The 15345-nt window shown below is 41.1% G+C and carries 12 protein-coding genes; 4 read left to right on the top strand and 8 right to left on the bottom strand.

Features of this window, described 5'->3' with window-relative positions; all coding sequences use genetic code 11:
- Window positions 1–47: 47 nt before the first annotated feature.
- Entirely contained in the window at window positions 48–1229 is a 1182-nt protein-coding gene (locus DEO27_RS09755; RefSeq protein WP_112575483.1) for a GAF domain-containing sensor histidine kinase, read from the bottom strand.
- Window positions 1230–1520: 291 nt separating this feature from the next.
- Here DEO27_RS09755 and DEO27_RS09750 point away from each other — a divergent pair, with 291 nt between their 5' ends.
- Window positions 1521–2447 carry a DnaJ C-terminal domain-containing protein gene (locus tag DEO27_RS09750; RefSeq protein ID WP_112575482.1) on the top strand — a complete coding sequence of 309 codons (927 nt, stop codon included), beginning with the start codon at window positions 1521–1523 and terminating at the stop codon, window positions 2445–2447.
- Window positions 2448–2459: 12 nt separating this feature from the next.
- A complete protein-coding gene (locus DEO27_RS09745; RefSeq protein WP_112575481.1) occupies window positions 2460–2747 on the top strand; it encodes a chaperone modulator CbpM in 288 nt (95 codons plus the stop codon).
- 36 nt (window positions 2748–2783) lie between these two features.
- Here the strand turns inward: DEO27_RS09745 and DEO27_RS09740 are convergent, their stop codons facing one another.
- Window positions 2784–4469 carry a MutS-related protein gene (locus tag DEO27_RS09740; protein WP_112575480.1) on the bottom strand — a complete coding sequence of 562 codons (1686 nt, stop codon included), beginning with the start codon at window positions 4467–4469 and terminating at the stop codon, window positions 2784–2786.
- Between the two features lie 93 nt (window positions 4470–4562).
- On the opposite strand from DEO27_RS09740, the gene DEO27_RS09735 reads away from it, so the two are divergent.
- Complete coding sequence (locus DEO27_RS09735; protein WP_146750143.1) at window positions 4563–4838, top strand: hypothetical protein; 276 nt, start codon at window positions 4563–4565, stop codon at window positions 4836–4838.
- Between the two features lie 46 nt (window positions 4839–4884).
- On the opposite strand, the gene DEO27_RS09730 is transcribed toward DEO27_RS09735, so the two are convergent.
- The 6 genes from DEO27_RS09730 to kaiC all read right to left on the bottom strand — a co-directional run bounded on the left by DEO27_RS09730 (window position 4885) and on the right by kaiC (window position 11914).
- On the bottom strand, window positions 4885–6801 hold the full coding sequence (locus DEO27_RS09730) for a PAS domain S-box protein (protein ID WP_190295363.1): 1917 nt from the start codon (window positions 6799–6801) through the stop codon (window positions 4885–4887).
- Window positions 6802–7009: 208 nt separating this feature from the next.
- Window positions 7010–7786 (bottom strand): enoyl-CoA hydratase/isomerase family protein, encoded by a 777-nt coding sequence (locus DEO27_RS09725; protein ID WP_112575478.1) that lies wholly within the window; start codon window positions 7784–7786, stop codon window positions 7010–7012.
- A gap of 75 nt (window positions 7787–7861) precedes the next feature.
- Window positions 7862–9529, bottom strand: coding sequence for an ATP-binding protein (locus DEO27_RS09720; protein ID WP_112575477.1), 1668 nt, complete (start codon window positions 9527–9529; stop codon window positions 7862–7864).
- A gap of 2 nt (window positions 9530–9531) precedes the next feature.
- Window positions 9532–9867, bottom strand: a complete 336-nt coding sequence (locus tag DEO27_RS09715) for a circadian clock KaiB family protein (RefSeq protein ID WP_112575476.1) — start codon at window positions 9865–9867, stop codon at window positions 9532–9534.
- Window positions 9867–10166 carry a circadian clock KaiB family protein gene (locus tag DEO27_RS09710; RefSeq protein ID WP_112575475.1) on the bottom strand — a complete coding sequence of 100 codons (300 nt, stop codon included), beginning with the start codon at window positions 10164–10166 and terminating at the stop codon, window positions 9867–9869. The genes DEO27_RS09715 and DEO27_RS09710 overlap by 1 nt, the downstream gene beginning before the upstream one ends.
- Complete coding sequence (gene kaiC, locus DEO27_RS09705) at window positions 10166–11914, bottom strand: circadian clock protein KaiC (protein ID WP_112575474.1); 1749 nt, start codon at window positions 11912–11914, stop codon at window positions 10166–10168. Before kaiC ends, DEO27_RS09710 begins: the two co-directional genes overlap by 1 nt.
- A 385-nt stretch (window positions 11915–12299) precedes the next feature.
- Here kaiC and DEO27_RS09700 point away from each other — a divergent pair, with 385 nt between their 5' ends.
- Entirely contained in the window at window positions 12300–15302 is a 3003-nt protein-coding gene (locus DEO27_RS09700; protein ID WP_112575473.1) for a PAS domain-containing sensor histidine kinase, read from the top strand.
- Window positions 15303–15345 lie beyond the last annotated feature (43 nt).

The raw sequence follows: 15345 nt of genomic DNA, 5'->3' as shown, positions 1-15345 counted from the left end.
AAATTAAGGACGCTAAAGGTAGTACTTGCTAATTTAAATTAAAGAGTTTAAATCATAATTTTAAAGCTTGTGCCTATCCCCAATTCGCTTTTTACCGTTACAGTGCCATTCAGCCTGTCTATAAACTCCCTTACCAATAATAAACCTAAGCCACTACCCTTTTCGTTGTTGGTACCAAGGGTTGAATTATGATCTTCCTTCGCGGCGCTCAAAAGCTTCCCGACTTTCTCCGCATTCATACCAATACCGGTATCTGTTACCTCAATTACCATGTGCTTGTCAACGTAGGTCATGTTCACCGTGATGGAACCGTCTTGAGTATATTTATTAGCGTTGCTTACCAGGTTGCGCAAAACAAATTCAATAGCCTGCATATCTGAATTTACCAGTGTATCTATAAAAACATTGTTCACCAATGTATTATTCTTAGCGTAAGCGTTTAACGATTCCAAGGCAAAAACGCTTTCTACAAGTTGATAAAGGTTAAAGTCAGTATAATTAAAGCGGGCAAACTTCATTTGCAGCTCACCCCAACGTACCACGTTATCAACCATACCAATGGTGTTATCCAGCTGGTCTGATACCATCTCAATCATTTCAGTCGCATCCTCGGTATCAATAATATCAGACTGCTTAAACCCGATTATAGATTTAATAGACGCCAGGGGATTACGCACATCATGTGCTAAGATGGATATAACCGTTTTTTGAGTTTCCGACAAATAATGCAACCGTTTATTCTTGATCCGAAGCTCGGCTATTTTGATAACGTTATCCGCCAGTACTTTAAGGCCAAATTTTTGTAAATCCGTCAACACACGTGGTTCGTTATCAATTACACAAAGCGTACCCAACCTGTTACCGCTGCCTGTTACCAGCGGCATTCCTGCGTAGTACCTGATAGCCGGGAAATCTGTAACCAACGGGTTGTCAAAAAATCTGTTGTCCTGTAAAGTATCTGGGATTTCAAAAAGATGATCCTGTAATATGGCGTGGCTGCAAAAGGAAATCTCCCGATCTGTTTGCGGCGCTTCCAAACCAATGCGGGCTTTAAACCACTGCCGGTCGGAGTCAACAAGACTTATAAGGGAAATTGGCATATCACACAGGACGGATGCGAATTTAACAATGTCATTAAACTCATCTTCCTGTGGCGAATCAAGTAATCCGGTACGGTACAGGTCCTGTAACCTGGCCTCCTCATTTTCGGGCAACCGCGCTTGTAACATCAGTTATATACGTTATATCAGCTAATAAATTAAAAGGCGGATGCTTAGTAAAGATGCAAAAAAAATTAAGCATACAAATAAAACCTACCCATTTTCAGGTAGATTTCTTATAATCCAATACTGTACTTTAAGTATTAATTAAGCGATGCGCATCGATGGAAATTAATTATCCTTAATTTATTCGTAAACACCGGTTACACAATCATCAAATGACGTAAAAAAAGCCATGGTTTTAAAACCAAGCTGTATATTTAGTAGTTAATAACACATCTGTTTATATTATACCCCGCCATGGCTTTTATAGATTATTACAAAGTATTAGAGCTTGATAAAAACGCGTCTGAAAAAGATATAAAAAATGCTTATCGTAAACTGGCCCGCAAGTATCACCCCGATCTAAATCCGAATGATGAAGAGGCCAACAAAAAATTCCAGCAGTTAAACGAGGCCAACGAAGTATTAAGCGATCCGGAAAAGCGAAAGAAATACGATAAATACGGCGAAAACTGGCAGCATGGTGAAGCGTACGAACAACAGGCCCGTCAGCAAGCGGGTGCACAGGGCAGCGGTTACGGTGGCTATAGTGACTTCGGCGGAGCGGAAGGTTTTGGAAGTGCCGAAGGATTTGGAAGCGAGGATTTTTCGGACTTCTTTCAATCGATGTTTGGCGGTGCAGGCGGTTCACGTAGCGGCAGGCAGGCAAAGTACCGCGGACAGGATTATAATGCTTCTTTAAGCTTAAACCTGCGTGATGTTATTGAAACGCACAAACAAACGCTTACTGTTAACGGTAAAAATATCCGCATAACCATACCTGCCGGTGTTGAAAACGGACAAACGATTAAAATAGCTGGGCACGGCTCCCCTGGCGTAAACGGCGGCCCTGCCGGCGATCTTTATATTCAGTTTAACGTTGCCCCCGATCCGGATTTTAAACGCGACGGTAATAATTTATACACCTCACAAAAGCTTGACCTGTACACCGCTGTATTAGGAGGAGAAGTAACAGCAGAAACCTTGACGGGTAAGGTAAAAATTAAAGTAAAGCCCGAAACACAAAATGGTACAAAGGTAAAACTGAAAGGCAAAGGTATGCCTGTATACAAAAAGGACAATGAGTTCGGCGATCTTTACCTTACTTACGATATCCAAACCCCAACCAATCTTACCGAAAAGCAAAAACAGTTATTTGAAGAATTAGCTAAATCTTCAGCCTAAATTAAGAGCATTATGAAAACAGCAGAATTAATAGCAGCAAACGATTTTTGTGTATATCATAATGTTGAATACACTTTTATTACTTCATTACATGAAGCAGGATTGGTTGAGGTTACTATCATTAACGAAACTACCTTCATCCCTCAAACCGAATTACAAAAGCTGGAAAAATTGATAACCCTGCATGAACTGGATATCAATATAGCCGGCATTGAGGCTATCTCCCACCTGCTTGACCGGGTTGAAAAATTACAGCAGGATATGAGGTACCTGAAAAACAGGCTGAGTTTATACGAATAAGCAGTCTTCTATTTAGAAAACAAGCCTTGATGAAATTTACACCAGGTACTTATTCATCATTCGCTCGCTTATGATATTGGCTTCATCAATAACAGTTTCAGGATATCCCATTGACTTAAGTATGGCGATACCATTGGTGCTTTTAAGCAGGCCACGCTTCAGGAGATAGTCAAATACAAGCACACGCCCATCTTTTGAGTCGGTGAACGAGTATACTATAAAATCTTCGTCAAGCAATTCGGCCAGTTCAAGATCGTGGGTAGATACAAACACGAAATTCTGCTTAGCGGTGATATATGACAGTACCGATTTTGCTGCTGCGATACGCTCGATGGTATTGGTACCTCTGAAAATTTCATCGATAATAACCAGGCTTTTTATTTCTTCCTTTTGCGAACTGTTATCGATAATATTTAAAATTGCCGAAGCTTCCGCCTGGAAATAACTTTTTTGCTCGTCGATATTGTCGCCGGTTTTAATACTGGTTTGTATTTTTAGTACAGGTGCTTTGTACACCTTTGCACAACTGGTAAATATCGTTTGTGACAATAGTGTATTTAATGCCAGCGCTTTAATAAAAGTAGTTTTACCCGACATATTTGACCCGGTGATCAACGCTCCCCTATCTGCATCTGTTGTATAAAGGGAATTGGCCACACAGTTTTCTACCAGCGGATGAAAAAGTTCCGTAATTTCAATTTTACCATCAGCACCCGTAAACTCCGGTTTAGCATATACCGGCAAGCCATCTCGTATTGATTGAATGGCTATCAGCGTATCAGCCCAACCAATAAATTTATATACTTCTTTAATATCGTCACGGTATTTACTGATATGTTTTAATGATGAAGTGTAAGTATTGGGCTCAATTACAAAAAGCAATTTAAATAGCTGAAAAGCTGCATACCCAATATCACTTGAGCCACTTATAAAGCTACTTTCTATATCCACAAATTTAAGCGCCCGTTTTAAACCGGTTAAGTTGGTAAGCGATTGTTTTACCCCCGGAACCTGGCCAAACTTTCCGCTTTTTACCAGCGTCACCGCAACTTTATGCATGATCAGCATTTGGGGCAATGATTTGGTATATGTAGAAATTGTTTTTTGACTGGTAAAATGGATCGCGATATTGTAAGCAAACAACAACACTAAAAAGATAAAGCTGAAAATATTGGGGATTACTGCCAGTGATATTAAAGCAGCGATGATCAAGAAGGGAGACATCCTGATGTAAAAATTCATCACCGGGGCAAATACAGGCTTATGTTCTTTCAGAAAAAGATCGGCTATAAAGTAAGCATCCGGACTACTAAGTTTTGACAACTCAACTTCCAGCTTTTCTCTGCCCGGTATGTCTAAATTGAGATCCTCAACACTGTTATCAAGTTCATGTAAGGCATCAATATCGGTTGTTGGATGATGCAGCAAATTATAGAAGTATTGTTTACCTGGTTTACTGTTTGTACGGTCGATATAATTAAAAACACTATTGAGGTCCAAATCGTTAGCTGTCTGGGCCGAGAGCTTATCCTTACTATCTATCGCGTCTAAGTAAATCCTGATCAGGTCAAAGTTACGGCGGGCGTTCACAGGCTTCCCCCACTTACCTTGAACCTTCGCCAACCTCTTTTTTGCCAGTCGTAATTTATTATAATATGACTTGATAAACAGCAACCCGATTATGATAAAAACAACTATTGCAGAAAAGATAAAGTAATACATGCCTTAAAAATATAAATTTTTAATTAAACCTCCCTGCCCGTTAACAGTCATATCTATGTATCGCGATTGAGGTATTAACTAAAATTTATAACCATGAAATTTATCCGATTTTCAATAATAGCTTTAGTAATGGTGTTTTCATTCCAGTTTGCAAAAGCACAAAGTGTATATGTAAGCGCCCATTTTGGACGTCCGTACCACAGGGTAGTTTATACAGATGGATATTACGGAAGGCCTGCTTATTACGGTAGGGATGCATATTACGGGCGTCCTTATTATTACAGGGCAAGATATTATCGATCAGGTTATTATGCACCTGCCTATTACCACAGACATTACAGGGTTCATTCTTATTACAGGCATTGGTAATTTCAAATGCAACATAAAAAGCCTCCGCAAACCGGAGGCATTTTTTTTAATCGTGGCTGGCTGCATCACTGGCCATTTCAATAATTACATTGTCAAGGCGTTCGAGTTCGGCTATCATGTAATCAAGGGTTTCCGTATCGGTGGGATTATCTTTTAATAGATCTGCAAGGCCTTTTAAATTGGCTACCGGGCTCCGCATGTAGTGCGATTGCTTCCATGCCATGTTTTTTATCCGGTTAATGTGATTATGGATCCTTTCGTAGGCAAGCTGCAGGTTATTTTCAATGTTTTTTCTTTCTGTGATGTCATAAAGGGCCATCATCAAACCTAATATATTCTCCTGGCTGTCCTTTATCGGAAAAAGGCGCACATAAAACCAGCATTTTGAGCCGTCAGCCTGCGGGTAATCTACCTCATAGCTTACATTTTGTCCGTTTAAAACCTGCCCGGTAAATTCAAGAAGTTGTGAAAATCGCTCCCTCGGAAAAAAATCGGATAGCTTATTACCATTTTGAGGATCGTGATGAAACTGGCTTTTCACAAATCCAACTGCTTTATGATTAAAAGCCTGCACCTTAAAATCTTTATCAAACAGGGCGTATGCCGTATCGGTGGTGTTTAAAATGGTCTGCAGGTTTGCTTCTGATTTTTGAAGCAATTCTTCCGACCGGAGTTTTTCCGTGATATCATTAGCAATTGAAAGTCGCACTAAACGTCCTTCATAAACTATATCCTGCCCAAAGATCTGCACATTGATCATCGATCCGTCCTTTCTGCGATGCAACGTGGTTATGGTATTGCCCCAATTTGGCGCCGTTTCCGAATAGCCCTTGTACATCGCATCCCATTGTTCGGGAGGCCTCACATCCTTGATGGTCATGCTCAAAAACTCATCAGCCGTATAGCCGTAATGTTTTATTGCTGCATGGTTTACAGCTATGATCGACAGATCGTTTTTGGCAATCATCCACATCGGTAAAGGATTGCTGTCAAAAAGCAACTTATATTTCTGTTCAGATTGTCTTAACTCTTCTTCAATCTTTTTCCGCCCGGTAATATCTATCATCGAACCAATGATTGTTGGCACTTCATCAATCCGCGCCCTTGTTCCGTAAAACTCAATCCAATTATTGGAGCCATCCTTACAACGGCCCATCACCTCGTAATTAACGCTTTCTACTTCACCCGACAGTCTTGCCCTTACATGTTCCAGCACCATATCTTTATGGTGTTCGCTAACGATAACATCAACTGATGAAACACCGATAAGCTCATCCGGTTGATAGCCAAAAACCTGGGCAAACCGCGGGTTAACATAGGTAAAGGTCCCTTTTTGTACAATGTAAACCCCTACCATTGATTTTTCGGCCAGGGTGCGGAATTTAAGTTCGGCTTCCTTAAGCCCGGCCTGCATAATTTTGCGGTTAGTAATATCACGGGCCATAACCAGTACGCTATCCTTTGTAAATCTTTTTACATTGATCTCTACATCAAAAACCTGCCTGTTTTTCCTGATAAACCTGCGCTCACGCATTACGGCTACATGCAAATCGTCCGGGCCAAGCGTTACTGGTTCGGCCTTTAAATTCTCAGGATCGATAATTTGTTCAATCTTAAGCTGCAACAACTCTTCACGACTGTATCCTGTCATCCTGCACATACTCGCGTTCACTTCGGTAAAACGCCCTTCAAAATCAATTACATATATGGCATCAGACGCCTGTTCAATAAGGGAACGATATTTTTCTTCGCTAACTTCGAGTTTAACAACGGTATTAACAAGCTCGGAGGCATGCTGCTGCATCCTTTCGGTGAGGGCATTGTTAAGCTCGATAATCTTATTTTCATTTTCAACCCTCTTTTTTTCAATATAACTTAGCAGCATCAGGGCGAAGCCGGCAACAACTATACTTACCATCAAGTTTAACAACCAACCTGTTAGCAGCCAATTAAAAACAAGCATGATAATCAGGCTTATAATAAAAACAACCTTGTTTTTAAGCGGATAGTTCATTCAAATTCAATAGTAAGCTAATCCCAGGGTAAAACGACTATCTAATTGGTTATAGGTGTATAATTGTAAATTACAACTAATCTATTAAAAATGAGAAGTATCAGTGAAATTATATGAAAATAACGGCAAATATTACGCAATAGGAACACTATTATTGTTACTTAGCTCGGTCTTTAAAAAAAGCGTTTAAAGCCTGCTGCGTAAAATCAGATAGCACCAACTCACCGCTAACTGCAGCACGTTGTTTGAGTAAAACATCCCAATCGGCGGTACCATCCCAAAGTAGCTGTTTTAAAGAACTCAGGGCTTCTGGGTTATAAGAAGCAAGTTTTTGAGCAAGTTCGGATACGGCTGCGTCAAGAGCCGGAAAATCTTCATGAACCTCATGGTATAAACCATTTTGTTTGGCCCATTGCGCCGTTTGAAAATCAGTGGCTTTAATAGTAAGTTGCGAAAATGCGGATAACCCTATTTTACGAATTACCGCCGGTGCTATCACAAACGGCCCTATGCCTATAGTTAGCTCGCTTAACTTTATTGAAGCCGCCTCGCTGGCCAAACAGTAATCTGCCGCGGCGGCAAGGCCAACACCGCCCCCTACAGCCTTGCCTTGCACCCTTGCAATAATTATTTTAGGGCATTTGCGACAGGCGTTTATCACGTTAGAAAAACCTTCGAAAAATAAAGCACCGGTTTCCCTGTCTTTAATCTGTAATAACTCGTCAAAGCTTGCACCTGCGCAAAAAGTGCGGTCGCCACTACTTTTTAATATAACTACTTTTGTTTGCGGATCATTACCTGCACTATGCACGGCATCAGCCAGTTGCTTCAAAAGTGCCGAAGGCAATGAATTTTGTGCAGGATGATAAAAGCTTATGATAGTAATTCCGTCAGGTTCCGTTACAATCGATATATTTCCGTTTTCGGCAGACATAAATTATTAGGTTTTACAGGCAATATACAGAAGTATTTATGTCAAATGCAATTTTAAGCGGGCACAAGCCGAAGCTTACTTTTCGAGCAGAGGCAGTTCAAAATAAAAAGTAGCGCCTTCTCCAAGTTCACTTACTACACCTATGCTCCCTTTATGATTATTAATGATCTCGGCCGAAATATAAAGGCCCATGCCGAGACCGCTCGCCATAAACTTCTTATCCTCAACACGATAAAAGCGTTCAAAAATATGATCTATTTGTTCAGCAGACATCCCTATGCCAAAATCGGTTACAGATACGCGTACTTTTTTGTTGTTTTGCTCTGTTTTAATGATGATCTTTTTGTTATCGGTAGAGTATTTTACCGAATTGTTGATCAGGTTTACCAATACCTGTTCCAGGCGCCCGGCGTTGCCTTCAATAAAAAACTCACTTTTGGATAAATTAATGAACTCAAATTCGGGATAAAGGTGAACCGCGTTTTCCAGGGTTAGACTTATTAACTCGGAAAGATTTACTTCAGCCATGACGTACTCAAGTCGCCCGGCATGTATTTTACTTACGTCAAGCAAATCATTCACAAGGCGTTGAAGCTTATTTAACGCCCCGCTCGCCTTTTCAACGTATTGTTTTATCATTGGAGGTACTTCCTCCCTTTTATAAACCGAAATAAGTTGTAAATAACCTTTTAAACTCGTTAAGGGTGTTTTAAGTTCATGACTGGCAACACCGATAAATTCATCCTTCAGATCAAGTTGTTTTTTCTGCTCTTCAATATCGGTAGCAGTACCCACCCAAAAAAGAATTTCCCCCGTATCATCTCTTAAAGGCACAGCCCTGTTAAGATGCCAGCGATAGGTGTTATCCCAACGCAGATACCTGTTTTCCAGCTCAAATACCTTCCCGGTTTTTAATGAGTCGAGATAAACGTCCAGCGTTCTTTGCAGATCGTCCGGATGCACAATCTGCTGCCAGCCCCAACCCGCGGTTTCCCCATACCTCAGCCCTGTATAATCAAACCAGCGCTGATTATAAAAATTAACCTCCCCGCCGGGCAGATTTGTCCAGGTCATTTGAGGAATGTTGTTGGCAAGCAATTTAAAATGTTCCCTGCTTATCAATAAATCACTGGTGCGCTCTCTAACTGTATCCTCAAGCTCATTATTCAGCCTTTCGGCAATATTCTGGGCTTCTTCCAGTTGATCATTCTTAATTTTCAGTTCCCACTCAGTTTCTTTTTGACTTGTCAGATCGGTTAGGATCAAACTTAACGCTGTTCCCTCGTCAAGATCGAGTGTGGTGCATGATAGCAAACACGGTGTTAACTTACCTTCAAGACTTGATAACAATATTTCGCCTTTACAATCATTGTTCCAACCATCCTTTATTACTTCCTTATATTTTCCGGCCGAAACCTCCGCGATAAAAACATCAAAATGTATACCGATCACTTTCTCAAGTGGCTCATTAACCATACTCGCAAAACGCGAATTACTGTAAAGTATAATACCTTCCCGGTTCAGCGTAACGGCCCCTTCGTTCATTTTTTCAATAAACACACGATAGGTTTGATCAGCCGTTTTTAGCGTATAAAGTTGATGACCTTCATCGCCTTTAACCACAAGCGCGTCAACCTGGCCGCTGCGAATAGCCTCGATGGTGTCATTTGCTTCTTCTAACAGAAAGCGAAGTTCATCATTTTCTGTCTGTAATTGCTCATATGTAGATTTAACTGACTCCATGATTAACTCTCCGAATATATACCAAGCCCCTTCAAAACCTTGGCGGTGTTTGACATATCCCCTATCAGTTTTCGTTCGGTACCGGGAGATTTTTTGATCAGCAGCGGCAGTGCCACAATCTGTTCTGCTTCGGCTATAAGTGGTTGCTGGTATACATCAATTATTTCCAGCTCGTAATTAGCTTTAATATGTTCTTCACAAATGTTTTTAAGGTTGGTAATAGCCCGGATAGAATTAGGCGATGCCCCAATCACAAATAAACGCAATCGAAAAAGCTGGCTATCCCCCTCACTTAAATTATCATCGGCATTTAAAGGCAATTGGTTGTGCTCCGTCATTATATATTTTTTACAGGCCTAATGTTTAATCCCACTAAAACTTTTTCCTCGTTACTTAAATCGCCTATTATTTTGCGAATTGGTTCAGGTACTTTTCTTACCAGCGTAGGTACAGCAAAAATCTGATCACCCTCCGCCAGTTGTGGTTGTTGCAGCAAGTCAATCACTTCAATAACGTATTGACCTTTTAAATGTTCTTCACAATATTTTTTAAGATTTGTGAGGGCCGTAACAGATTTAGCCGTTTTACCTGCTACATATAATCGCAACTCGTATTTTACTACTTCTCCCAGTTCCATTACTTTTTAGTTTTTGCTTTACTTTTGGGCGCATCTACATTTCCGCGACGGATATTAGTTATCTCCTGGCGATTTTTTTCGATGATCTCCTGTTTTAACTCATCTTCAAGGTACATCTTATTGAGCTCTTCCTCTGCCGATTCAAACTCAGCCTGCAGGCTTGCAATTTTTGATTCAAGCATCATACGTTTGCGCAAGATCTCTTTATCTTTCCGGGATACGGCAAAGTCCCTGAGGGCCACTCCTGTTTTCTCTTTTAGTTTTTGTGCTTCACGAGCCGAGCCGGTAAGTACACCTTCCGGACCAAGATAAACATCAACCAAATTTAAGCCATTATCAGTTATTGTAAATTCCCGCACCTGGTTTGAGTGGCTCATACCCCGCGATTTCATAATGTAAAGGCCCCTGTTACGTTCTCCGTTTGATTCAATGTCACGCACAAGCAACCAGGCATCAACTAATGACGAAACACCTTCATCAGTTTGCTCATTAACCACAGTATTTAAACTAAGGGCAGTAAACATAACTGTGATCTGTTCATCCTGTAAAAAATCTATCAGCCTGATGAGCATTGATTTTACCTCACTTACAGAACCTACCGTAATAAGGTTTGTGATAGGATCAAGTATTACCGTTGAAGGCTTAAACCGTTTGATGATCTTATAAATTGCTACAAGATGCATTTCGAGCCCATAAAGTGTAGGGCGCGACGCGTGAAATTCAAGTAAGCCACTATCAACATGTTTTTGCAAGTCTATATTGATGGATTGCATATTACGAAGAATCTGTTTGGGTGACTCTTCGAATGCGAAATAGAGACATTTCTTTTTATTACTGCATACTTCATTGGCAAAACTGGCAGCAATACTTGTTTTACCTGTACCGGCTGTCCCCGAAACCAGGATACTACTACCCTGGAAAAAACCTTTGCCACCAAACATGCTGTCAAGCGAAGGAATACCTGATGAGATCCGTTTTGACGATACTTCCTTTTCAAGTTTTAAAGATGTGACGGGCAATACTGAAATTCCTTCCTCATCTATTAAAAAAGGATACTCATTGGTGCCATGTTGTGAGCCGCGGTATTTGACCACACGCAAGCGCCGGGTTGAAATCTGGTTGATCACCCTATGGTCAAGCAGTATCACACAATCGGAAACATACTCCTCAAGTCCCTGTCGCGTTAACGAAGCTCCTTCTCCCTTTTCACCGGTTATGACTGCAGTTACACCTTTATCTTTTAAGAAATTAAAGAGCCTTCTCAATTCGGCACGCAGTATAACCTGGTTCGATAATCCGGAAAAAAGATTCTCCAGTGTATCTAAAACCACTCGCTTTGCACCTATGCTATCAATAGCATAGCCTAAACGGATAAATAAACCCTCCAGATCATACTCTCCTGTTTCTTCTATCTCGCTCCGGTCTATATGCACATGGTCCAGTCTCAGTTTTTTATTTTCCTGAAGTTTGAATAAATCAAAGCCGAGCGATGCAACATTAGCGGCGAGTTCATCGGCTTTTTCTTCAAAGGCCATAAATACGCCTGGCTCATTAAATTCGGTAGCTCCCCTTATTACAAATTCAAGGGACATAAGTGTTTTACCACAGCCAGCTTCCCCGCATATTAATGTAGGTCTGCCTTTTGGTAAGCCCCCGCCTGTTATCTCATCTAAACCGGTAATGCCCGTAGGGGTTTTAGGCAATTGATCAAATGTTGTTAACTGTTGTTTTTTATGCAATTTGGTCATAAATGCTATTTGTTTTTAAGCTACCTGTCTGCTATAACCATCATGCATACAGGATTTTGTTTTCATAGGTAAGTTAATAGTAATAGCGGTAAAATTGTTTTGCCTTTTTGACTTTCTGCCGGTAAAAATTATGAAACAGTATTGAATTGGTAATGCTAATAATACGGATAAATAAATCTTTATTAAGCGCATCCCAATTAAAACATCCACAACCTACAGCTCTAAAAAAACACAACTAAACATTTACGCAGGTTTTCTGTTTCAATAACTAAAATTCATATCACGGCGGTCTGGATATCGTTCATTGTAACCCGCTCTCAATACAGGGTCTGAGCTTTAGTATTTTCAATCATTATGGATTATATTTATATGTTTTATCTGTGCAATGAATAACCAGGCCGATCTGCATCAACAATTAAACGAAGATATATTCCGTATCCTGATCAGGGAGTCACCTACGCCGGTAGCTTTGTACATGGGCGAAGGCATGGAGATCAGGATAGCCAACAAAGCTATTATTGATATTTGGGGCAAGGGTGACAATGTTGTAGGGCGCACCTACTTCAACCTGTTGCCAGAGCTTGAAGAACAGGGTTTTCACGCGATATTATTAAACGTTTATAAAAGCGGCATCACTTACGAAGGAAAAGAAGAAAAGGTAGACCTTTTGGTTAACAATAAACTTGAAGAGTTTTACTTCAATTTTACTTTTAAACCTTTACGTGATGATAAGGGCGAAGTTTGGGGCGTGCTAAATACTGCCGCGGATGTAACCGAGCTGGTAACTACCCGGCAAAAATTGGCCGAAAGTGAGCAGCGTGTTCAATATGCACTTCAGGCGGCAGAACTGGGCACCTGGGATTTAAACCCCAAACTACAAACCGTAATATGGGATGATCGCTGTAAGGAACTGTGCGGCTTTCGGAAAACCGATGATATAAAATACGCCGACTTATTAAAATTTGTACACCCGGAAGATGCCCAACGACTGCGCACCGCGGTATTGCAGGCATATGATCCTGCGAGTGGTGGTAATTATGACCTTATTGTGCGAACCATTAATGATTTTGGTAATTTAAAATACTGGATACATTTAAAAGGTAAGGCTTATTTTAATGATAACCATGAGCCTATCCGTTTTGCGGGTACGGTACAGGACATCACCCGCGAGATATCAGATAAACAGGAACAACAAAAATTACTCGCGCTGATTGACAATACCGCTGATATAGTGGCTGTAGGAAATATGGACGGTTTTGTTACTTATATCAATAAAACCGGCTACGCAATACTCGGTGTTGAAAACACAAAATCTGTCTTAAAACCAGGCGTTGATTTTTTTATACACGACGAGGCAAACAAAGTAAACAATGATATAATTCCAACAGTACAACAATATGGTAAATGGGAAGGCGAAATGCATTACCGGCATTTTAAAACTGGAGAAAGCATACCGGTTTACGTGAGTTGTTTTAGAATAGATGATCCTTTAAATAACCTGCCTATTGGTATGGCTTCTGTAGCCCGTGACCTGCGCCCGGAAAAGGCCGCGAGGAATGAGCAATATAAATTACTATCGCTCATTAACCACAGTTCGGATTTTGTAAGCCTGTCGGATCTGGATGGCAATGTTACTTATGTAAATACTGCCGGTAGGAAGATGCTGGGGATTGCAGGAATTAAAGAACATCGAAGGCATAATAGCGAATTTATAATGCCCGAAGAGATAGCCAAGCTAAAAGATACGGTGAATACCACCTTAATGAAGCATGGCAAATGGAGCGGGGAAATACATTACCGTCATTTTCAAACCGGAGAGGCCATACCGGTATACGGAACTACTATGCTGGTTTATGATTCTGTAACCGGTGCACCACAGGGCCGGGCTTCAATAGCCCGGGACCTGAGAAGAGAAATTGCTGATAAAAAGGCGCTGACTGATAGTGAGCAATTGCTTAAAAACATCACTAACGCCTCGCCAACGGTGCTGTGGATGGCCGATGCCGAGGGAAATATCACTTACGTAAATCAAACCTGGGTTGACTGGACCGGCATTGAATATGAAAAGCACATGGGAAGTGGGTGGGCCAATGCTATTGTGGAAGAGGACAGGCCGCGTGCTGCCGAAAAGTTTTTATCTGATTTAAGCGCTCGCAGGTTTTACGAAGTTGATTTTAGAATAATCAATAAAGATGGTGAAACAAGATGGTGCATTGCAACCGGCAATCCGCAATATAATGAACAGGGAGAGTTTACAGGTTACATAGGGGCCTGTACCGATGTTACCGATAAGACGGTTGCCGAACGTGAAATAAAATTACGTAACAGAGAGCTAAGTGACCAGATCAGTCAGTTTGAGTTTGTTACCGATTTTATGCCGGTACAACTTTGGACAGCCCGTACCGATGGGGAGCTCGACTATCTAAACAAACGGGCAGTTGATTACTTTGGCATCGCCACAAACAAGATAGCCGGCCCCGATTGGCTTGACGGTATTCATCCTGATGACAGGGCCGGATGTATTGAGGCATGGAATAACGCTGTAAATACCGGCGCTATTTTCCAGTACGAGTTTAGGCTGAAAGATAAAGATGAAAATTATAAATGGCACCTGGTTAGGGCATTGCCTTTTACCATTGACGATAAGATCATTAAATGGTTTGGCACCAATACCGATATTGATGAGCAGAAACAATTACAGCGTCAGAAAGATGATTTCTTGGGCATTGCCAGTCATGAGTTAAAAACACCGGTTACCAGTATAAAAGCTTATGCACAGGTGCTTGGCGCCATGCTTACCCGGGAGGGCGAGCATAAAAAGGCCGAAATGGTGCTCCGGATGGATGCACAGGTAAACCGCCTCACCAACCTCATTGGTGATTTACTTGATGTTACCAAAATAAACTCGGGCAGGTTGCAGTTCAATAAATCATGGTTTGATTTTAATGAAACGGTGCTGGAAACCGTTCAGGACCTGCAGCATACGACTCAAAAACACCAGCTCATACAAAACTTCTCTCAAACAGGTAGTATCTACTCCGATAAAGACCGCATAAGCCAGGTTATTACCAACCTTATCACAAACGCCATTAAGTATTCGCCGCATACCGATAAGATCATCGTTAGCACCCGCCGTGAAAACAATGAGGCTATTGTTTGCGTACAGGATTTTGGTATCGGCATCCCCGAAGATAAGAAAGACCTTGTGTTTGAACAGTTCTACCGCGTGAGCGGGAATAAGCAGCATACTTTCCCCGGTTTGGGGTTAGGATTGTACATCTCTTCAGAAATAATTAAGCGCGAAGGCGGCAGAATGTGGGTAAACAGCGTTGAAGGCAAAGGGTCTACTTTTTGCTTTGCATTACCTGTAGATGAAACCAACAGTTAATTTTTTGCTGGACCGTTTACATTTAGGTTAGGTTTATCACTTA

This window comes from Mucilaginibacter rubeus (genome assembly GCF_003286415.2).
In the GTDB taxonomy this organism is placed as follows: Bacteria; Bacteroidota; Bacteroidia; order Sphingobacteriales; family Sphingobacteriaceae; genus Mucilaginibacter; species Mucilaginibacter rubeus_A.
The sequence above is the reverse complement of the archived record's forward strand: the minus strand, read 5'-3'. Positions and strand labels throughout refer to the sequence as shown.

What these genes read in the sequence shown, in the direction of transcription:
- DEO27_RS09755 (WP_112575483.1), bottom strand. Translation starts at nt 1,229, where the DNA reads ATGTTACAAGCGCGGTTGCCCGAAAATGAGGAGGCCAGGTTACAGGAC.
- DEO27_RS09750 (WP_112575482.1), top strand. Translation starts at nt 1,521, where the DNA reads ATGGCTTTTATAGATTATTACAAAGTATTAGAGCTTGATAAAAACGCG.
- DEO27_RS09745 (WP_112575481.1), top strand. Translation starts at nt 2,460, where the DNA reads ATGAAAACAGCAGAATTAATAGCAGCAAACGATTTTTGTGTATATCAT.
- DEO27_RS09740 (WP_112575480.1), bottom strand. Translation starts at nt 4,469, where the DNA reads ATGTATTACTTTATCTTTTCTGCAATAGTTGTTTTTATCATAATCGGG.
- DEO27_RS09735 (WP_146750143.1), top strand. Translation starts at nt 4,563, where the DNA reads ATGAAATTTATCCGATTTTCAATAATAGCTTTAGTAATGGTGTTTTCA.
- DEO27_RS09730 (WP_190295363.1), bottom strand. Translation starts at nt 6,801, where the DNA reads ATGCTTGTTTTTAATTGGCTGCTAACAGGTTGGTTGTTAAACTTGATG.
- DEO27_RS09725 (WP_112575478.1), bottom strand. Translation starts at nt 7,786, where the DNA reads ATGTCTGCCGAAAACGGAAATATATCGATTGTAACGGAACCTGACGGA.
- DEO27_RS09720 (WP_112575477.1), bottom strand. Translation starts at nt 9,529, where the DNA reads ATGGAGTCAGTTAAATCTACATATGAGCAATTACAGACAGAAAATGAT.
- DEO27_RS09715 (WP_112575476.1), bottom strand. Translation starts at nt 9,867, where the DNA reads ATGACGGAGCACAACCAATTGCCTTTAAATGCCGATGATAATTTAAGT.
- DEO27_RS09710 (WP_112575475.1), bottom strand. Translation starts at nt 10,166, where the DNA reads ATGGAACTGGGAGAAGTAGTAAAATACGAGTTGCGATTATATGTAGCA.
- kaiC (WP_112575474.1), bottom strand. Translation starts at nt 11,914, where the DNA reads ATGACCAAATTGCATAAAAAACAACAGTTAACAACATTTGATCAATTG.
- DEO27_RS09700 (WP_112575473.1), top strand. Translation starts at nt 12,300, where the DNA reads ATGAATAACCAGGCCGATCTGCATCAACAATTAAACGAAGATATATTC.